This is a genomic window from Halobacterium sp. MBLA0001, from assembly GCF_049705385.1.
Classification (GTDB): domain Archaea; phylum Halobacteriota; class Halobacteria; order Halobacteriales; family Halobacteriaceae; genus Halobacterium; species Halobacterium salinarum.
Genome location: NZ_JBNAMQ010000007.1, coordinates 788,594 through 806,675, shown reverse-complemented (window position 1 = coordinate 806,675; position 18,082 = coordinate 788,594). Strand labels below are relative to the sequence as shown.

The 18,082-nt window shown below is 59.0% G+C and carries 19 protein-coding genes and 1 pseudogene; 10 read left to right on the top strand and 10 right to left on the bottom strand.

The features are described from left to right. Positions 1 to 5: 5 nt before the first annotated feature. Entirely contained in the window at positions 6 to 623 is a 618-nt protein-coding gene (locus tag ACOZ32_RS05370) for a tyrosine-type recombinase/integrase (RefSeq protein ID WP_135829499.1), read from the bottom strand. 113 nt (positions 624 to 736) lie between these two features. Then, positions 737 to 1,078: a hypothetical protein gene (locus tag ACOZ32_RS05365; RefSeq protein ID WP_424335039.1), complete on the bottom strand. Its 342-nt coding sequence runs from the start codon at positions 1,076 to 1,078 to the stop codon at positions 737 to 739. 97 nt (positions 1,079 to 1,175) lie between these two features. On the opposite strand from ACOZ32_RS05365, the gene ACOZ32_RS05360 reads away from it, so the two are divergent. Both ACOZ32_RS05360 and ACOZ32_RS05355 read left to right on the top strand, forming a co-directional pair. Further along, entirely contained in the window at positions 1,176 to 1,517 is a 342-nt protein-coding gene (locus ACOZ32_RS05360) for a hypothetical protein (RefSeq protein WP_424335038.1), read from the top strand. Positions 1,518 to 1,692: 175 nt separating this feature from the next. Continuing rightward, entirely contained in the window at positions 1,693 to 3,084 is a 1,392-nt protein-coding gene (locus ACOZ32_RS05355; RefSeq protein WP_424335037.1) for an ATP-binding protein, read from the top strand. A gap of 163 nt (positions 3,085 to 3,247) precedes the next feature. Here the strand turns inward: ACOZ32_RS05355 and ACOZ32_RS05350 are convergent, their stop codons facing one another. From ACOZ32_RS05350 to ACOZ32_RS05325, 6 genes are all read right to left on the bottom strand, one after another. Next, complete coding sequence (locus tag ACOZ32_RS05350) at positions 3,248 to 3,742, bottom strand: zinc ribbon domain-containing protein (RefSeq protein WP_267161678.1); 495 nt, start codon at positions 3,740 to 3,742, stop codon at positions 3,248 to 3,250. A gap of 67 nt (positions 3,743 to 3,809) precedes the next feature. Further along, the gene (locus ACOZ32_RS05345; RefSeq protein WP_424335036.1) at positions 3,810 to 5,858 is read right to left on the bottom strand and encodes a hypothetical protein; all 2,049 of its coding nucleotides are present in this window, start codon (positions 5,856 to 5,858) and stop codon (positions 3,810 to 3,812) included. A gap of 362 nt (positions 5,859 to 6,220) precedes the next feature. Continuing rightward, entirely contained in the window at positions 6,221 to 6,745 is a 525-nt protein-coding gene (locus tag ACOZ32_RS05340; protein ID WP_267161676.1) for a winged helix-turn-helix transcriptional regulator, read from the bottom strand. An 829-nt stretch (positions 6,746 to 7,574) separates the two neighbouring features. Next, complete coding sequence (locus tag ACOZ32_RS05335) at positions 7,575 to 7,760, bottom strand: hypothetical protein (protein ID WP_267161674.1); 186 nt, start codon at positions 7,758 to 7,760, stop codon at positions 7,575 to 7,577. 354 nt (positions 7,761 to 8,114) lie between these two features. Next, positions 8,115 to 9,374: a site-specific integrase gene (locus ACOZ32_RS05330; protein WP_267161673.1), complete on the bottom strand. Its 1,260-nt coding sequence runs from the start codon at positions 9,372 to 9,374 to the stop codon at positions 8,115 to 8,117. A 406-nt stretch (positions 9,375 to 9,780) separates the two neighbouring features. Next, positions 9,781 to 10,446, bottom strand: coding sequence for a hypothetical protein (locus ACOZ32_RS05325; RefSeq protein WP_424335035.1), 666 nt, complete (start codon positions 10,444 to 10,446; stop codon positions 9,781 to 9,783). Between the two features lie 140 nt (positions 10,447 to 10,586). On the opposite strand from ACOZ32_RS05325, the pseudogene ACOZ32_RS05320 reads away from it, so the two are divergent. The 7 genes and pseudogenes from ACOZ32_RS05320 to ACOZ32_RS05290 all read left to right on the top strand — a co-directional run. After that, positions 10,587 to 11,069: pseudogene (locus ACOZ32_RS05320) on the top strand (IS6 family transposase); the annotation flags it as partial. A gap of 166 nt (positions 11,070 to 11,235) precedes the next feature. Next, the gene (locus ACOZ32_RS05315) at positions 11,236 to 11,694 is read left to right on the top strand and encodes a hypothetical protein (RefSeq protein WP_424335034.1); all 459 of its coding nucleotides are present in this window, start codon (positions 11,236 to 11,238) and stop codon (positions 11,692 to 11,694) included. 122 nt (positions 11,695 to 11,816) lie between these two features. After that, positions 11,817 to 12,788, top strand: a complete 972-nt coding sequence (locus ACOZ32_RS05310; RefSeq protein WP_424335033.1) for a C-terminal binding protein — start codon at positions 11,817 to 11,819, stop codon at positions 12,786 to 12,788. A gap of 56 nt (positions 12,789 to 12,844) precedes the next feature. After that, positions 12,845 to 13,501, top strand: coding sequence for an HAD family hydrolase (locus ACOZ32_RS05305; RefSeq protein ID WP_010902025.1), 657 nt, complete (start codon positions 12,845 to 12,847; stop codon positions 13,499 to 13,501). A gap of 115 nt (positions 13,502 to 13,616) precedes the next feature. Next, positions 13,617 to 13,811: a cold-shock protein gene (locus ACOZ32_RS05300; protein WP_012289092.1), complete on the top strand. Its 195-nt coding sequence runs from the start codon at positions 13,617 to 13,619 to the stop codon at positions 13,809 to 13,811. 201 nt (positions 13,812 to 14,012) lie between these two features. Next, positions 14,013 to 14,543 carry a 50S ribosomal protein L16 gene (locus ACOZ32_RS05295; RefSeq protein ID WP_010902023.1) on the top strand — a complete coding sequence of 177 codons (531 nt, stop codon included), beginning with the start codon at positions 14,013 to 14,015 and terminating at the stop codon, positions 14,541 to 14,543. Between the two features lie 95 nt (positions 14,544 to 14,638). Next, the gene (locus tag ACOZ32_RS05290; protein WP_285253489.1) at positions 14,639 to 15,496 is read left to right on the top strand and encodes an ATP-grasp domain-containing protein; all 858 of its coding nucleotides are present in this window, start codon (positions 14,639 to 14,641) and stop codon (positions 15,494 to 15,496) included. Between the two features lie 5 nt (positions 15,497 to 15,501). Here the strand turns inward: ACOZ32_RS05290 and ACOZ32_RS05285 are convergent, their stop codons facing one another. Both ACOZ32_RS05285 and ACOZ32_RS05280 read right to left on the bottom strand, forming a co-directional pair. Beyond that, positions 15,502 to 15,888 carry an Hsp20/alpha crystallin family protein gene (locus tag ACOZ32_RS05285; protein WP_010902021.1) on the bottom strand — a complete coding sequence of 129 codons (387 nt, stop codon included), beginning with the start codon at positions 15,886 to 15,888 and terminating at the stop codon, positions 15,502 to 15,504. A gap of 80 nt (positions 15,889 to 15,968) precedes the next feature. Continuing rightward, positions 15,969 to 16,976 carry a type II glyceraldehyde-3-phosphate dehydrogenase gene (locus tag ACOZ32_RS05280; protein ID WP_010902020.1) on the bottom strand — a complete coding sequence of 336 codons (1,008 nt, stop codon included), beginning with the start codon at positions 16,974 to 16,976 and terminating at the stop codon, positions 15,969 to 15,971. A gap of 123 nt (positions 16,977 to 17,099) precedes the next feature. On the opposite strand from ACOZ32_RS05280, the gene ACOZ32_RS05275 reads away from it, so the two are divergent. Further along, positions 17,100 to 18,041: an aminopeptidase gene (locus ACOZ32_RS05275; RefSeq protein ID WP_136361064.1), complete on the top strand. Its 942-nt coding sequence runs from the start codon at positions 17,100 to 17,102 to the stop codon at positions 18,039 to 18,041. Positions 18,042 to 18,082 lie beyond the last annotated feature (41 nt).

The window sequence follows — 18,082 nt, the reverse complement described above, 5'->3', positions numbered from 1 at the left end:
CTGGATTAGACCTTCAGCATATGATCGTAGATTCGTTCAGTGGTCTGGATACTGCGATGTCGTAATCGATTCCGGACATCGTAGAGCGTATTTTCGTCTTCTTCGTTCATCATTCTGTAGGCGACACTATGTCGGAGTGCGTGCGGTGTCACGTCACTGGCGTTACCCCGAGTGCCATCAATCTTGTATGGCCGAACCTCTGCTTCCTCGGCGATCTTGTGAAGCATATTCCGAACACCTTGTTCAGAAATCCGATCAGAGGATCGAGACGGGAAGAGTGCTTGCGGGTCTTTCCAGCGGGAGTTAAGATATGCTGAGAGCAATCGTGCCGTGTCCTTCGATAGTGTGAGGGTCACAGGCGGTGGGGAATTTTCGTTCGGGTAATCCTTCTGGAGGTCTGTCGGGAGATAGAGTTCCGAGTTTCCGTTTCGAAGCAACGGCTTGTCAATCTGGACGAGTTCTCCAACGCGGAGTCCAGTATCGTACGTGAACGTGATGATCGCTTCGTTACGTTGTTGGAGGTATTCTGCACCGGTGGTGTAGCATGCTGATCGGAGTGCTTCGACTTGGTCCGGTGTCATCCATACCTTCGCGCGAACTTTGGAGTTTGCAAGACTGCTCATTTCGGGATGCCCTCTTTATATACTGCTATTGGCCTGGACGCCCTTAACTTTGGAGTCTACAAAGAGACTCCAAAGTTGAGGGCGACCTTCTCAACCGATCTTCTCTTTGCTGCTCACGACTCGGTCGCTTGCTCATCAAGGAGCTCTCGGAGATAGGAACGGCTGGCAACGCCGACCTCAATCCCGCGAACGTAGTCGTCTTCGCCAAAGGCTTTGACGCCAGCTGAGCGTTGGGTGAATCCCTCAATGAGGACGAGACGGATACACTCGGTAACTGCAGATTTGCTATGCGCTTCGACAGCGGTGCTGACGTATCGGTCGAAGTGGGCGTCCGGGTCCTGTTCCGGTCGGGGATCAGCTGCTCGTTCTAAGGCGAGCTCAATGACGTCATCGACGGAGGGATGGGTCGAGTTTCCCGTATTCTCCCGCACACGATACGTCTCGTCTGTGGACATGGCGATACGTTCTATTTCGAGTGGCAAAAGCACAGTTGGCGATCAATCGAGAACCACGTCATCGAAGGTTTTCTTCTCCCACGACCTACGATGTGGCATGCATTCAAATCACGTCGGGTCTGACTGGACAGTCGAGTGGGCAACACCTACGCCAGGTGGTGACGGGTATCTGGATAACTTGGTGTTGAGCCGTAATCAGGCACGTGACTATGGTGACGAGCTTGTGATGTCTTTACGCGTGGACGAGAAGATATTGCAAGAACGGGAGATAGATCCTACTGAGCCGTTTGCCTGGAAGATTGAGGACGGTGAGTTGCTGACAGAGCAGATTTCGCGCCAGGCGTTCGAAACCGTTGCAGAGAGTGATCGAGATGATGCCGAGTATGCCAGCGAAGTACTGGACTATCGAGCGAGACGACGGATAAGCGACACACGGTAGCCGCCGGTCAGAAGCGAGACATCAGACGTGCTTGAAGTCGCCTCGGCAATAGAGGGCTGTTTCTGCTGTCACCGAATTATATCTGGGGACAATCGTCAATTAGCCAATTCTCAGTTAGCCTATTCTGTATTAGGCTATTCGAGAGTTTTATCTGGTTGGGCGGCAGTCAAAGGATATGGAGCGATTCGTGGATCGGGAGGATGAACTCAGTCGGCTTCGAGACTGCTATGAGTCGGACGACGCTGATATGGTCGTGATTTTCGGACGTCGCCGCCTCGGGAAAACCGAACTCGTCCGAGAGTCACTAACAAACCGCGATGACGCCATTTTGTACCAAGCGACTGAAACAACCCGGCAAATCCAACTGGACGCGTTCGTGGACGTAGCGGCTGAGTCGTTTCCGGGTATCGACCGGATCGAGAACGAGTGGGAATCGCTGCTTGGGTATCTCGCTGACCAGGATGCAGTCATCGTGCTGGATGAGTTCCCGTACCTGATTGACGCCGACGAGAGTCTTCCGTCGGTTATCCAGCGACTCTGGGATCAGGAGTTGCGTGACACGGGCGTGACGCTCGTGCTCGTGGGATCCTCGATTAGTATGATGGAGGAGGCGACACTCCTCGGGAACAGTCCTCTGTATGGTCGATTCACTGAGAAAATCGATCTCCGCCAGCTCGACTTTGCTGCCGTGCGGACGTTCTTTCCCGAGAGCTATACCCCCGAACAGTTGCTGTTCGCGTGGGGCGTGTTTGGCGGGACACCGTACTATTTGGACGGCATCGACCTAGATGGTGACCTCGGAACAGTCATCCAGCAGTCGCTGCTGTCACGGCAGGGATTCCTGCATGACGAACCGGAGTACGTCCTTCGGACTGAGTTGACTGAACCGAACCGGTACTTTGCCATCCTGAAAGCGATTGCCGCCGGGAATACCACGTCGAACGAGATCGCACAAACAGTCGGGATCGATGGCAAGCAGATTTCGACGTACACGCAGAAACTGGAGCGATTGCGACTGGTCGAACGTGAGGTCCCGGTAACGGAGGACAAGACGAAGTCACGCCGAGGGCGGTACCGGATTCTCGATCCGTTGTTCAGGTTTTGGTTTCGGTTCGTCTACGGGAACGAAGACCGCTACGAGCGATTGGGTGCCGACGCCTACGAGACGGTTATCGAACCGGAGCTGGCGGATTTCGTGAGTCAGGAGTTTGAAAATCGCTGTCAGGACATCCTCCCGGATCTCTATCCCGAGCTGATGTTCACCGATATCGGCCGCTGGTGGTACAACGAGTACGAAGTGGATGTGGTTGGATTCGATGCAGACGGGACGATGGTAACTGGTGAGTGCAAGTTCACGTCCGCGTCACTTGATTACGGTGCGCTTGCCTCGCTTGAAGACCACACAGAGGAGATCCGATGGTCGCCTGATGATGGCGAGGTAGAGCACGAGTATGCGCTGTTCGCGCGAAACGGGTTCACGCAATCTGTTCGTGATGAAGCGTCGGGCCGTGACGACCTGCAGTTATTCGATCTTGAACAGATCGTTGACCCGAGCGCGTCGCAGTAGGTGCGTCGAGAACTGTGGGATCGACCGATGTCGAGAGAATAGTGATCGACATCTTCGATTCTGTTTCCAAAGCGTATGCTGCCCATCAGTCGGCGCGTACAAGCAGGCCCTTACTTGCGCAGGAACAATGGAAGCTGTGGAATCGCGGGACTACTACTGTTCGTTACCGGAGTTCTGCGCCACAGTTCGGACAGAAGCGTTCGTCGCCGTCCAGCAGGTGGAGACACTCGACACAGACACGGTTGCTTGGCGGCGTGGCGATATCTTCGAGGAAGTCCATGGCTGTTCGGTCCTCGACACCTGGTCCGTAGCCGTCAGCATAGCCCGGCAGCGTCGAAGCCCACTGGACAGTCCCTTCGTCATCAACGAGTGCGATGTTGCCGGCAATATCGAACTTGCCGTACCGTTTGAAGCCTTCCGAGGGGGTCGGTTCGATGGACTGGTTTAGGGCACGGTTCCGTTTGAGATCGCGTTCGTAGATGTCTTCTGGCGTCGAAGCCCGCACCTCACCGGGGAACTCCGTGATCGGCCCATGCTGTTCGTCGATACGGTCAATCTCCACCACGATACCGTGGTTGTCGTGGAGCGTCCGTAACAGTTGGAGAACGTGCTCGTGGTGTTCACGAATGTCGGAATCAGCGTAGTATCGGAGTCTCATGGTTGATTCGACGTGTAAGATGAGGTTAGTGGCTTATTCTGGTACGTCACTCTCGGCTTGTCGCATCCTATTCTGACCAGAAGGCATCGTAGTCCACTGGATCAAACGCTACGTCCCGAATTGCTTGAAGGAGTTGGGTATCGGTGACATCAAGCCGAAGCCCGCGTGGTGAGAGGCACCGATTGATCATCGTGTGCCAATTGTAAAACAGAATAGCGATGTGCATGCCGTACAGACGCTGTTTGGGATCTTTGCCCTTGATGTGTGGCATAAAATTATGGACAATCTGGCCGATAGTCGGTTCGATGGCCCACCGCTGGATATACTCATCTCGAACGCCAGCCCCTGAGCGATACCGTAGGGAGCGGTCCGTAAGATACGTCGCATGCGTGGCGTGTTTATTGATGCCAACCCCGTCCTGTGCAGCTAGGTCCGAAAACGCTTCAGTAAGCATCGGTATTGCATCGTCAGGAACTAGTGGACCCTGAACCCTGGTATCCCCCTCATCTCCGGTCGCAAGTGGAACGCGAACCTTTTCGCCGTCTTCTTCATGTTGTATCTCTTCTGTTAATACCTTCTCAGGGTCGATCTCGACGAGGTCCGGATCATCACTGTTGTATGGATATGTGACCACATTTGGCTTGGGCTCTACGTTCCACTTCACGTCCTGAGCGAATCCGATGCAGTTGCTTGGCGTCAACCGTCTCAAACCTTTGATAATCGTGTGGTCCGGCGCACTGATGACCCAATCGTCGCCCGCGAAGCGTCGGACTGTCTCGATCAGTTCGCCCCCGATGATTTCGCTGTCGATGAAAATAGAGTCGATATCGACGGTGTCGAAGGTATTCGATAGAATCTCAGCAAGAGCCGTCGGATAGTCATATAGTGTCGCCACCAAACGACCGCCGAGGACAAATCGGCTCTCTGTGTCAATGCCACCGGCGACGAGAAAGGTCCACTGCTCAGTAACGGCGTCGTTGTCAGCTTTCGGTGGACGACCGATTGTGGCTTCAAGAGAGTCTCCTGTCCAATCGATGCGGAACATATCAGCGCCTATATTGAGCGGATCTGACCGCGACCAAAATCCAAACTCCTTCGCTAGGGCCAGCGTCCGGGTATGCACCGCATCGAATTGTGCATCGATTGATGGTATCGAAGCGCGATCTGCGTCAGGAGTAAAGTCGCGTAAGTCATACTCGGACGGGACTCGTTCAGGGACGTAGTTGTGTAGCCAGCCGCCCGATGGGATATTCTCCCGGGGATAGTCCCAATCACAGACATCTTTCATTTCTTCTAAGCCACAGTCAAATAGTGCCGATGTAGCGAGGGCCCCGATAAACGCCCGCATGTCGTGGTTAACCTTCTCGGTAGTGCGGCCGAACGTTAGCGGGTCGGTGGTGTGGTCAAGCAGGAGACGCACCCAATTCCGCAGTTCTTCTTTTTTGGTCTCACGTGAGACTGACTTCTCATTTAGTGGCGGCGCAACAGCACCAAAACTGTACGACTCCTTGATTGCGTCCGGTGGAACGACTCCCGCTCGAAAGACAGCATACACAGTCCTGGTAACCGCATCTTTGAAGGCATCCAGATCTATATCGTTGCCTTCGCTAAGCTCGCGGAACTCACGCTGTAAGACGTTGTACGAGGGGATGTCATTCGGCCCTTCGTACCCAAGCAATGAATGAACGACAGAATCGACAGGGTCAGGACCAGATAAGTACGCATGCAGTTCCGTCCCATTTTGCCCCCGCGCCAATCGCAAAAAGAGCGCTTTCAGCCGGCGCTCGGGGATATCAAGTTCTGCCGGATTAATTCCCTCAAGCGCCAGTTTCTCCTCGCATAGATTCAGAACAACCTCATCATAGAGCTTCCCCCCATCGTTCCCATACTCTGATATATCCTTCCAGAAATCACGATTCTCGGCATGAAACTGAGCAGTGAGGTGTGTCCGACGGAATAACGTCTCAACGTCATCAACGGGCGAAGAGACTTGGATGTCAATCCCACGGCGTTCTATCGGTCCATACTTCCGTCCATCCGAATCAACGCCATCCTTCTCTGGAAACGGTGCATAGGCAGTCGGCGCTGTGTAGGTACCATCGTCTGGTGCCTGCACAGGAGCTGAGTCATCAGTATGCTTGATTGGGGAGCCGTCGTACACCAAATATAGATTATCATAACTTGTGGTGCGTGATAAGTGATTGCCCCCGTATTCAGATGCCCCAACAGTTGCTAAGAGCAAAATAAGTCGCCTCTTGGGTTCTATAATATAGGCCCCATAGAATTGGTGTCGCTGTCTGTCGATATACCCCACAGACCGAGAAGAATTCACGACGGTGACAACTTATCACTCATCTCATTCTTCAACATCAGGTAAAAATAACCAAACGTAGTGTCCTCCACGTCGGAATCATCTCTAAAGTATACAGAATCCATCAAGAGCAAAATATACAGCCACTTGAGTTTTGATTGTGTCGCTCACGTTTCAGAGTCGTCTGTTTTGATCTCGTCTTGGAAGTTCGAGACAGCATCGGCGTGTTGTTCGGTGGCCTGTCGTTTGCGTTCCGTTGTCTCAGCGATATTGTTGTGTTGGGCGATCTCAGCGAGGTCTTCAGCTTCAGGGTTGAGTTGGTATAGCTTGATTTTCCCGCCATCATCTGGATATTGGAAATACTCTTTCCAGAGTCCAGTTTTGGCACCTTCGGTGAGCCGACTTGCAACCGTGCCGTGACTCACCACGAGTGCATCATCGATTTCGCTGAATCGCTTGGGCCCATCAGCGAGCTGAGCGAGGATTTCTACTGCGCCTTTCTTCTGGAAGAAGTCTCTGACCTTCTGATGATCAATCTCGGTTTCCGGTTCATCATCCGGTTTTGTATCTTCAGTAGCATCTACGGATTTACTGTTCTTATCAGGGTATACAGAGCCCGAGTTGCTGGTTTTCTCTAAATTCCCGACAGTCTCTGTTTCGTCATCAGAGGTGTTTGAGGTGTCGTTCGGCATGTTGTTATCCTCCTCTTCGGGCTCCAAGGTTTTAACTTACAGTGAATCAAACCACTATTTACTCAAAATTAGAACTGCTATGTATTTGAGCAACAATCGGCCGAACAGAGGTGAACAGGGCCAACATGAGTTCTGAAGCTTCTGACTCATACCAGTCGGCTATCGACACGGCAGAGGACCTACGAGATGATTTGGAGGCAATCGCAGCGAGCGATCTCCCGTTCGCCTACGACGCCGAACGCATCTTAGAAGAATTAGATCAAACACGAGGTGACGACTCAGAGTGAGGTGACGTGCCGACCAGAAAACACTAGAAGAACAGTTACCAGCGGTTCTCCACGAGCAATTTCAACTGGATGGACTGCCGCGCGACCACGAACCATCCTGGGAATACATCACCGCGAATACCCGGTACTCTGCGGAAGGACTGAACAACAGGTCCAAAGAATTGTACGGACAAACCCTCCTCGAATTTCTCGGAAAGCAGGGGTTTGGTGTCCGCAACAACGGGAGATGGCCCACCGGTGATGAAGCGACCATTCAGTCTCTGGAATACTACGTCAATAGTGCTCAGGATCGACGGGGATGGAAAGAGAACACTACAGGCACCGGTTCGACTGTCGAACGAATTGACCCCTGAGGCGTGAGGTGGCCGAATTCGGGCGCTTCAGACCGTCGAATAGTACAAGTTTTCATCACGTGATTGGACGTCCGCTGGGACGTCGGTGGCGTGCGTCTGCAGCGTGGTAAGGGATTGTCCCGTCTTATCGTAGTGATAGGGTTACTGGGCTGCCCGCGCTTGACGGCTCTGCTCAACTGTGAGCCGAACTTACCGACTGAGATCTTCTCGCAGTTCCTCTTCTAAATTAGTGAGTTCTGCATCGAGTTCAGCATCATCCACCTGTTCTGGTGGCTTGTCTTCTTCATCCTCGGCGTGATCATTGATTGGATGGCTGAACATCCGATCTAACTGATCGAGACTAGTGAAGAAGCGCCAGAACTCTTCGTCGTCCATAATAGATGGTGTGTGCTCTATTGACAAAAGCGTCAATGCCGATTACGGATCGTAGCCTTCGCCATGTATCTCCCCAAATGTAGGTTTTATTATTATTTGGATTAGGTGGCTTGTGTTCCCTCCGAAATAATCGCAGGCAGTTCCGGCCTGGGAATTTGGTTGAGTCTACCAACCGCCGAAAGTCAATGAGATATCATACCGTCACTGTACAGCGAATCTAAGTTGACTGAATTGGTTCGGTTGTGAGAGGCTACAAATCGAAAGCGAACAGGACACGGGTCATGACTGAAATATAATATGAAAGAACAGAACCAAATCTGACTCTATCTTAGAGCTTTGCCGGAAGTGCCTGTTCTATATTTCAAGTCCCAATGAGCGGAGTTCCTCGATCTCGCTTTGGATGCTCTTGACTCGCTCTTTCATGTCGCCATCAGCTTCCAACGCGGAGTCGAAGAGTCGTTCTTCCCGTTCTTCGAGCCGCTCGACACCCTTCGGACCCAGAGCCTGCCCACACCACATACATTGGGCTTCTCCCCTGGGCGTATCGCGTTGACAACGCGGACACTGCACCGGCCCGATATCCTCGATCTCATCCTCCGAAACGTCTACTCCGTGGGCACGGGCCACTTCACGAGCAGTATCCTCCCGGAACACATCGATATATCGTCGAGCTTCATCGCTGTTTTTCACCCAGCCATGATGGTTCTCTATATGATTCTGTGACACGTTCTTTCGCGCGAGGTAACTCGCGGAAGACTTCCGCATCCGCGTGAATACCATCTTCGATGGCTTTCTGAGATCGCCGTTATCAACCGCTCGCTTGACGGGTGCTCGAAGCATCTTCAACTTCATGTTGTAGCTCACATCCCGCCCGGTGTCTAAGTCCGACCAAAGCGGTGCATCAGGCTCGTTACCCCGAGGGTGAACCTCCAACCAGCGTTTGAGGTATGGGACTGATGAGATGAGCACCATTGAGCGGCGACCTTTCTTCCCATCAACGGTGATCTCCATCCCGTACTTGTGATCGCTAACGTCACCAACAGTGAGTCCACGGAACTCTCCGGATCGTGGGCCAGCATCCCAGTCTACAGCGACTGCCGCCTTGTTGCGTGCGTATTTGGCGTTATTCAGGACAGGAACAATGTGATCGTCCCACCACCACATCTTCGTCGGGTCTGGCTTTGGATCATAGTCCTTGGGGAGATCAGCAGAGATCCACTCAACGCTTGATGGTTTCTCTTCTTTGTAATCTCCTTCTGTTAGGTGCCCACCAAGCATTCGAAGCGCGACTCGATGGTCACGTTTCGACTCTTCGTTATCATAGTTCGCGTTGATCCAACTGACGTATTTCTTTGCGGCGTCTCTCTCTTTCTTGGACTCTCCAATGATTTCTACTAAATCTGGCTTGGGTAGTTCATCTGGGGAGTATTTGGACGAATCCCCAGCCATCATCGTGCAGTGCTGGAGGAGCTTCGACCATCGTCCCACAGAGTAGTTATGCACCCCGAGTTCTGAAGAGAACTTCTGGAGGGCGTCCTTCTCTTCTGGTGCGAGGTTCTCCGAATCCTTAATCCGCGTGTGGAGTGTTTCAATCGCAGGTGGCAATCTTGGCATACTCTAATTTAGAACGGGTAGGCATTTGAACTCTTGGTATATATCCGGGAGGCGGCATATTCTGAGAACGCAACCGCGAGCGTAGCGAGCGGTCCGTCGAAGAAACAACACCGACCGCGATTTGAACCGGACGAGTCGCGCGCAGCGAAGCGAGTACGTCTCGGCGGAGATGGCAATTCGGCGGTGAACGAGTTTCCCCTCAGATCAGCGTGTCATAGAAGGCTTTGTACGACAGTCTCACCTGGAAATTATCAAGACCCCCGTGCGACTGGCAGCCCGATCTCCCGGGAGAACGCGACGTAGTCCTTGATGAAGGGGTCCTCGCGCTCTTCCGGAACTCGCTAAACTAAACACGACCTCTAAATCAATCTTTCATATAATGTCTTTATTCCTAAATACAGACTATTCAACTATTTATTTGTTCAACAGAAATATTTAAGCGTTCTTTTTTAGCAGTTAGTAAATATTCAAGTGATAACTTTGAATCTAATTTCAGTGATTCCATCCACTCTGCGAGTTTAAGAGATGCGTCTACTGTGTAAGTCCCATTTGGGAAACAATCCAAATCGGAAGCGTGGTAAAGCTGATGCTGGATCCGATAGGTCCCATCAGGTTCGATCCATACTTCGAAGGGGCGATCCTCGACGGCGACCGTCACGTCCGTCGGCCATCGCCAACATCCCTGGGTCGGTTCCTCGGGGAGCGCCCCCTGATGGAACTCAACGTGCTTCGGTTCCCGCGGGAAAGGCTGAATCTCCCCGGCCGACCCCTCGAAGCGCGGGAGGTTCTCGAGTGGTCCGCCGCTTCGCTCGCCGGGGACAATCGGGACCTCGATGTCGTGGTGGTTCGTCACTGTGAGTTCGATGATTGCTGGCCGCTCGGCAGTCGCCGCTTCGAGCACGCTGGCACCCACCTCGACCAGGTCGGCGTCGTAGGACGGGGCGTCGGTGGTCCGCTCGTCCGTCGTCCCTGTCCGTTCGCCAGTAGTCTGTCTGTCCGTGGTCTCGGTTTTGGTCGGGCTGTCTCCGCTCGACGGGCTGGTGGGTTCGGTCGTTGACTCGTCAGTACTCACACAGCCAGCGAGTGAAAATAGGCTCGCCGGACAACCGAGGAGGACTGCTCTACGGGTATATGATTGCATATTAGGTGAGTAACGGGCAGGGAGTAAATGTTTCCTGTTATATATTGGAAGTGTTTAGTTAAGCTTGAAATTTCGGTGTCAAACGCTTGCGGAAAGCAATCCACGATTGGGGTCAGAAAGCCGATCTGCAGCCAGTCAGTGGGAAAGCTCCGAATCAGATCGCACTCGACGAAACAGTGGTTCGAATCAACGATCAGCAGTACTGGCTGTACGCTGCGGCGAATCCAGAAACGAACGAATTACTGCATATTCGGCTGTATTCGACGACTACGACCGCGGTGACTGAGATGTTCCTGCAGGAACTCCGCGAGAAACACGATGTCGAATCCGCCGTGTTTCTCGTCGATGGTGCCCGACATCTCCAAACTGCACTGCAACGAGCAGGGCTCCGGTTTCAGGTTGAACGTAACGAAAATCGGAACAGCATCGAACGTGTTTTCCGTGAGCTAAAACGCCGTACCTCTTCTTTCTCAAACTGTTTCAGTCACGCCGAACCGGAAACAGCCGAAACGTGGCTTCAGAGTCTCGCAACATGGTGGAACTCGCTAAACTAGATACGACCGGATCACCGTCTCCAGCTGGAACCGTACGCCACGTCGCGTCGATTGCAGCGCTCGATCACGGCTCGCAACGAACACGACCGTTGGGAGCCGCCGTCGCACGGCTGGGCGGATCGCAGCCGCCGGTGGGCGTATGGCGGCGCGGGTGGTAGGGTCGGGTATGCGTGTCGGCCCGCGATCGAGACGGGACGTGTTCGCACCGTCGGCCAGACACAGCTACTACGTCACCGAGCCGGGTGACGTGGCGGGCGTGCCGGGCTGGGATCGTGACGTGGTGTACGCGGCGGTGCGGACAGCCGACGGCATCGATGACGGCTGTGTGGTGGTCGCGTACGACCGCCACGCGTTGTACGTGGCGACACAGTCGGCTGTGACCTACCACCCACCGGGCCTGTTGGGTGTGCGGCGCTCGCCACGGCTGGCGGTCGCTGACGCTCACGAGTACCAGCCGGACACCGCTGAGACGGTGGGGGTCGGTGCGGTGACCGTCGAGGACGCGTTCGACGTGCTGGTGCCGGCGTTCGACTGGACGACGCTGACCGACGACGACGTGCCGCCGGCCGTGCCGCGCCGGCGCACACACGCGCCGTCGAAAACGGGAACGGGGACGCGGACGTAGGATCGCGGCGGGCGGACCCGAAGCCGGGACGCGGCGACACAGTGTAGTCCCAGTACCAAATTCCCAGGGGATGGTGTCCGGGGGAAGGCATTCACTGGGGCGCTGCGAAGCGTGCGTATCGCATGTTCACCGTACTGGTAAGCGACGGAATGGGGATGTTGGGAGCGCTCCCGGACGCGGTGGCCGACCGGGCGACCCGGGACGTGGCGTTCGATCACCGGCGGGTGGAGACGGGTGAGGGGCTCGTGGCTGCGGTCGACGACACCGGGGCTGACGCGGTCGTCGGCGGTCCCGAGACACCGGTGCCGGCGGAGACCATCGCGGAGATCGACGACGACGTGGCCGCGATCGTGCGGGCGGGCGTCGGCGTGGACGCGATCGACTGTGCGGCGGCCGCCGACCACGGCGTCGCAGTGGCGAACGCGCCGTCGTACTGCACCCGGGAGGTCGGCGAGCACGCGCTGTCGCTGGTGTTCGGGGCTGCCCGCCGGCTCCACGAGTACGACCGGCAGACGCGCCGCGGCGGGTGGGCGTGGAACGACGCGCCGGCTCCGCTGCGGCTGGCGGACGCGACAGTGGGGTTCGTCGGGTTCGGGGAGATCGCTCGCGGGGTGGCGGACACAGCAACGACGGTGGCGGAGTCGGTGATCGCCTACGACCCGTACGTGGACGCGGCGACCGCCGAGCGCCACGGCGTGGCGATGGCGGAGTTCGAGGCAGTCTGCGCGCAGTCGGACGTCCTGGTGGTGTTTGCGCCGTTGACCGAGGAGACGCGGGGGCTCGTCGACGAGGCGGCGTGCAACCGACTCCCCGAGGGTGCCGTCGTGGTGAACGTCGGCCGCGGGGCCGTCGTGGACGACGCGGCCCTGGCAGGGGCGCTTGAGGACGGCCCCGTGTCGGCGGCGGCGCTGGACGTGTTGCCGACGGAGCCGCCCGTCGAGTCGCCGTTGGTGGGTCGCAGTGACGTGCTCGTGACGCCGCACTGCGGGTGGTATTCGGAGGCGGCGGCGGAGTCACTGGTGGCGTCGCTGGCGGGGACGGTGGCGGCGGTGGCTGACGGCGATGGGGTGCCCGAGCGAACGCGGGTGGCGTGAGTCGGCGCGGGTGGCGGTGATGAAACCCTTATGAGTCTGACGCCGCAACTGCCACCATGACCTACGACACCGTCGTGTTCGACAACGACGGGGTTCTCGTTGGCCGCACCCGGTACGACGTGCTGGAGCGGGCCACCGAGGAGACGTTCAGGCGGTTCAACGTGGACGACCCAGACCCCGAGGATGTCGAAGCGATGACGATCGGCGCGACCCCGAAGACAGTCGGCGACGTCTGCAGCCGGTACGGGATCTCCCCGAAGGACTTCTGGCCGGAGCGCGACCGGGCGCTCACGGAGGCCCAGCGCGACGAAGTCCGGGAGGGCCGGAAAACGCTGTACGACGACCTCGACACCCTCCATGACCTCAACGTGAACATGGGGATCGTGTCGTCGAACCAGCAGGCAACGGTGGATTTCGTGCTCGATCATTTCGGCGTTCGGGACCTCTTTGGCGCTGCGTACGGGCGCGAACCGACGATTCAGAGCCTGGAGCGCCGGAAGCCCAACAGCCATTACATCGACCGCGCGCTCGCGGACCTGGACGCCGACACCGCGTTGTTCGTCGGGGACAACGAAAGCGACATCCGGGCCGCGGAGAACGCGGGCATCGACTCGGCGTTCATTCGACGCCCCCACCGGGAGAGCTGGGAGTTGAACGCGTGGCCGACCTGGGACATCGACTGCCTCAGCGATCTGCACGACATCTGCGAGTAGCGCGTGCACCCGGAATCGCGGCGGATGCGGGCCCAACAGCCGCGGGACGCGGTGCGAGAGGGCGTCCCGCCAGGCCACAAGCGTTATGAGTGCGAGGCGTCACAGTACAGTTGCAATGGCGACAGGCGAAGTTGACTTCTTCAACGACACTGGCGGCTACGGTTTCATCGAGACTGAGGACGCGGACGAGGACGTTTTCTTCCACATGGAGGACGTCGGCGGTCCTGACCTGGAGGAAGGTCAGGAAGTCGAGTTCGACATCGAGCAGGCCGACAAAGGCCCGCGCGCAACGAACCTCACCCGTCTGTAATCGGGATTCCGTATAGACGAATCGTTTCCAGAGTGGCGTACTCCACCGACGGAGTACAACGGACGGGTGTGGCCTCACGGCCCACGCGCCGGTTTTCTGCGCGATGGCACGTCGGAGAGCGCCGGGTGCCTGCAGCGGGCGTGCTCGGCGACGCTTCGAAGCCTTTATTCGCGCGCTGACCCTGAGCCACGGGTAGTACCTATGTCCGAGAAGCCGGCTTCCATGTACCGGAAGATCGACAAGCCGTCGTACACGCGGCGGGACTACGTCACCGGCATCCCCGGTTCGAAGATCGCCCAGCACAAGATGGGCGACCTGCAGGCCGACGCCGACGACTATCCCGTACAGATCAGCCTTGTTCCCCAGGAAGAGTGCCAGCTCCGTCATGGCTCCCTGGAGGCCGCGCGGCTGTCAGCGAACCGCCACCTCATCAAGGAGCTCGGTGAGGGCAACTACAAGATGCAGCTGCGCAAGTTCCCCCACCAGATCATTCGGGAGAACAAGCAGGCGACCGGCGCGGGTGCCGACCGTGTCTCCGACGGGATGCGCCAGGCGTTCGGCGTCCCGGTGGGCACTGCGGCCCGCATCCAGCCCGGCGATCAGCTGTTCACGGCCTACTGCGAGGTCGAACAGGCTGCCGCCGTCAAGGAGGCGTTCCGGCGCGCGTACAACAAGATCACGCCGCCGTGCAAGATCAACGTCGAGCGCGGCGAGACGCTGCTCGTCCGGTAGCGAAGCGCGACCCCGAGACGCCGGGTTCTCGGTCCGGCTTGCTGTCACCCGTGGAGCCACGCCTTTTTTCCCGTGGACCGCCGACTGCCTGGCGTATGCTGGGGCTGGCGGTCGCCAACGACGCCGAGACGTTCGCGCGGATGCAGGAGCCACTTGCCGAGCGCGGGGTTCGCGCCGAACACGTCACGGTCACCGGTTCGGTGACGCGTCTCGACGCGCCGCCGGTTGACGCGGATCGCTTCGACGCGGGGTTCGTCTATCCGGGCCGGCTGATGGAGGGCGGTGTCGTGGACGCGTTCATCGACGTGCCGTGGGTGAACGGCCGCGAGGCCGTGTTGCGGTCGCGGAACAAGGCGGGGGCGCTGGCGCTGCTGTCGGACGCCGGCGTGCCGGTGCCTGAAACAGTCTACGTGTCGAACCCGGCCGACGAGGACGCGGTCAGAGGCGTGTTCGAGGCGTTGGAGCCGCCGGTGGTGGTGAAGCCGAACTCGGCCACGCGGGGCGTCGGGGTGACGAAGGTCTCGGACCCGGATTCCCTCGATGGCGTGACTGACTACCTGGAGTTGGTCCACGACTACCGGGCGACCGGCGACAAGTCCTATCTGATCCAGGCGTTCGTTCCCGACGCCACCGATTACCGCGTGATGGTGCTCGACGGCCAGGTGGTCGGCGCGGTGCGGCGGGACAGCGCGGGCTGGAAGCACAACGTCCACCAGGGCGCGACCGCGGCGGGCGTGTCACTGCCGGATCGGCTGCGCGCGCTGGCGGTCGACGCGGCCGCCGCGCTCGACGTGTCGTTGCTCGGCGTGGACGTGCTGGCGACCGACGAGCGCGCGGTGGTCGTGGAGACGAACGCGCGGCCGACGATCGACGACACCGCGAAGTACGAGGCTGAGTTCTACGATCGGCTGGCGGCGTTGGTTCGGCGGACCGCCGGGGACGGGCGGGCGTGACGGCGTTACTGGACGTCGATGTTCGTGGAGGACTCCGTGCGGTCGAACGCGACTTCGAGGATGCCGTTGTTGTACGTGGCGGCCCCGGAGTGGGCGTCGACGCGCCCCGGGAGGTCAACGCGTTCGTCGTATTCGCGGTGGCCGGATTGGGCGCTGACGGTGACCGACGTGCCGTCGCATTGGATGGAGATGTCGTCTTTCTCGACCCCCGGGAGGTCGGCGATGACGCGGATCGCGTCCTCGGTTTCGTGAACGTCGACGTGGGTGCTGGAGGCGAACCCGGACTGGTCGCCGCGGTCGAGGCGCTGGCCGTCAGCCATCATGTCCTCCATCATGCGTTCAATCTCCCGGAAAATGTCATCAAACGGGTCATCCCGGTCGTCGCGTCTCATGGCCCGAGGTAAGTGTGGACTGTGGAAAAGGGTTCGGGCTGTGTCACTGTGTGCACAGCCAGCGCCGCCGTGGGAGCGCCTCAGATGCCGAGGGCGTCGTTGGTGGTGGCGATGGATTCGGCGGCGTCGGCGTCGCCGGCGATGGCGCGGACGGCGTCGACGTTCTCGGGAACGACGTCGGATTCCTGGTGGATGGCTTGGAAGCAGTAGAAGTCCCGGCCGTCCATGGTGACCGACTCCCCCCACAGGCAGTTCTCCCAGAGGTCACCCCGGGGGCGGCCCATGTCCTGGGCGTACTCCTTGAGCGGGCCGGTACCGTCGATGCCGAGGTCGTCATCGAGCAGCATGATGCGGGATTGGCCGGCGAGCACGTCCCGGACGTCGGCGGCGTCGGGGTCGCGTTCCAGGGTGACGTTGATGCTGTGCATATGCATCAGCGTCGCCGGCACTTTCATGCCGAGGGTGTCGATGTCGAGATCCGGGAAGATCGTGTTGACGTCCGGGCCGTGGTGGCTGGGGATGGTGATGGGGTCGGGGAGGATGTCGTTGATGGGGCCGCGGTCGGTCTGGCCGGGGTCGCCGCCGCGGCGCACGAGCGTGGCGCGCACCTTCTCGATGCCGTACTGTTCGCGCAGCGGCGCGAGCAGGCGGGAGAGGCCCGTGGTGTTACAGGAGACGACGCGCACGTGGTCGGCGTCGGCGGCCGCCTCGAAGTTTGCGCGGGCGTTGAACGAGACGTCGGCGACGCTGGCGTCCTCGCCGCCCTGGTAGATGGCGGGGGTGTCGTGGGCCGCGTAGCGGCTGCGGTTTTCCGCGCCGACGCCGGAGGGTGTGGCGTCGACGACGACATCGCTGTCGGCGATGAGGTCGTCGACGGGGCCGGCGGTCTCGATGCCGGCTGCGGGGAACTGGTCGGCGCGGTCTTCGACGGCGGTGTAGAGGTCGAAGCCGCGTTTGCGGGCCTGTGTGGCCTCGAAGTTGGGGCTGGTTTTCGCGACGCCGGCGACGGTCATGTCGGGTTGGGCGGCGACGGCGTCCGCGACGCGCTTCCCGATGGTGCCGTAGCCGTTGATGCCAACGCGGATCATACGAGGGTGTCCCACGGGCCACCGGATAACCGTTTCGAGGCAGGGATTTACGAGAACCGGAGTGAACTGTGCGCGGGGGCGGGCAGCGAAAGCGCTAACCACCGGCCGGTCGATCCTACGAGTATGAGTCTGCGCGACGCCGCGGAGACCGCTGTCGAACAGTGCCTTGGCCTGCAACCCGAGGAGTCGTGTGTCGTCGTCACGGACGACAAGCGCGAGGAGATCGGGCGCGCCATCTACGAGGCCGCTCGCGACGTGAGCGACGCCACCACGATGCTCCAGTATCCGCCCGGCGACCAGCACGGCGAGGAGCCACCCGCACCGGTTGCGGCGGCGATGGCCGACGCCGACGTGTTCGTGGCACCGACGACCAAGAGCCTGAGCCACACGCGCGCTCGTGGCGCGGCCAACGACGCCGGGGCGCGGGGCGCGACCCTGCCGGGGATCACCGCGGACGTGTTCACCACGGGGTTGGACGCCGACTACGAGACCATCGAAGCCCACTGCGAGGACGTGCTCGCGCAGGTCGCGGACGCCACGGAGGTCCGCGTGACCACGCCGCTGGGGACCGACATCACGTTCGAGGCGGGCGACCGCGCGTGGCGCGACGACACCGGCATCGTTCGTGAGGGCGGCGAGTTCTCGAATCTGCCCGCGGGCGAGGTGTTCGTGTCGCCGACGGACGCCAACGGCACGTACGTCGTTGACGGCACGATGATGCCCCACGGGAAACTCGACGACGAGGAGCTGCGCTTCGAGGTCGCGGACGGCGTCGTGACCGAGATCTCCGACGACCAGGTGCGCGAGCAAGTCGAGGCGGGCAGCGAGGAGGTCGGCGAGGACGCGTACAACCTGGCGGAGCTGGGCATCGGGACGAACGTCGCGGTCACCGAGCTCGTGGGCAGCGTCCTGCTGGACGAGAAGGCCGCCGGCACCGTCCACATCGCCATCGGCGACGACGCCGGGATCGGCGGCGACACCGACGCGCCGCTGCACCTCGACGGCATCATTCGGGAGCCCACCGTCTACGCGGACGGCGAGGAAGTCGAGTTGCCCCAGCCGTAGCCGAGCCCGGTGGGGCGTGACTCCGCGTGTTTTTACGTCCG

Bases quoted from the DNA above. Each gene is read 5' to 3' on its own strand.
- ACOZ32_RS05290 (WP_285253489.1), top strand. From the start codon at position 14,639: ATGCTGGGGCTGGCGGTCGCCAACGACGCCGAGACGTTCGCGCGGATG.
- ACOZ32_RS05335 (WP_267161674.1), bottom strand. From the start codon at position 7,760: ATGGACGACGAAGAGTTCTGGCGCTTCTTCACTAGTCTCGATCAGTTA.
- ACOZ32_RS05285 (WP_010902021.1), bottom strand. From the start codon at position 15,888: ATGAGACGCGACGACCGGGATGACCCGTTTGATGACATTTTCCGGGAG.
- ACOZ32_RS05370 (WP_135829499.1), bottom strand. From the start codon at position 623: ATGAGCAGTCTTGCAAACTCCAAAGTTCGCGCGAAGGTATGGATGACA.
- ACOZ32_RS05315 (WP_424335034.1), top strand. From the start codon at position 11,236: ATGCGTGTCGGCCCGCGATCGAGACGGGACGTGTTCGCACCGTCGGCC.
- ACOZ32_RS05305 (WP_010902025.1), top strand. From the start codon at position 12,845: ATGACCTACGACACCGTCGTGTTCGACAACGACGGGGTTCTCGTTGGC.
- ACOZ32_RS05280 (WP_010902020.1), bottom strand. From the start codon at position 16,976: ATGATCCGCGTTGGCATCAACGGCTACGGCACCATCGGGAAGCGCGTC.
- ACOZ32_RS05355 (WP_424335037.1), top strand. From the start codon at position 1,693: ATGGAGCGATTCGTGGATCGGGAGGATGAACTCAGTCGGCTTCGAGAC.
- ACOZ32_RS05310 (WP_424335033.1), top strand. From the start codon at position 11,817: ATGTTCACCGTACTGGTAAGCGACGGAATGGGGATGTTGGGAGCGCTC.
- ACOZ32_RS05330 (WP_267161673.1), bottom strand. From the start codon at position 9,374: ATGCCAAGATTGCCACCTGCGATTGAAACACTCCACACGCGGATTAAG.
- ACOZ32_RS05365 (WP_424335039.1), bottom strand. From the start codon at position 1,078: ATGTCCACAGACGAGACGTATCGTGTGCGGGAGAATACGGGAAACTCG.
- ACOZ32_RS05350 (WP_267161678.1), bottom strand. From the start codon at position 3,742: ATGAGACTCCGATACTACGCTGATTCCGACATTCGTGAACACCACGAG.
- ACOZ32_RS05300 (WP_012289092.1), top strand. From the start codon at position 13,617: ATGGCGACAGGCGAAGTTGACTTCTTCAACGACACTGGCGGCTACGGT.
- ACOZ32_RS05275 (WP_136361064.1), top strand. From the start codon at position 17,100: ATGAGTCTGCGCGACGCCGCGGAGACCGCTGTCGAACAGTGCCTTGGC.
- ACOZ32_RS05360 (WP_424335038.1), top strand. From the start codon at position 1,176: ATGCATTCAAATCACGTCGGGTCTGACTGGACAGTCGAGTGGGCAACA.
- ACOZ32_RS05340 (WP_267161676.1), bottom strand. From the start codon at position 6,745: ATGCCGAACGACACCTCAAACACCTCTGATGACGAAACAGAGACTGTC.
- ACOZ32_RS05295 (WP_010902023.1), top strand. From the start codon at position 14,013: ATGTCCGAGAAGCCGGCTTCCATGTACCGGAAGATCGACAAGCCGTCG.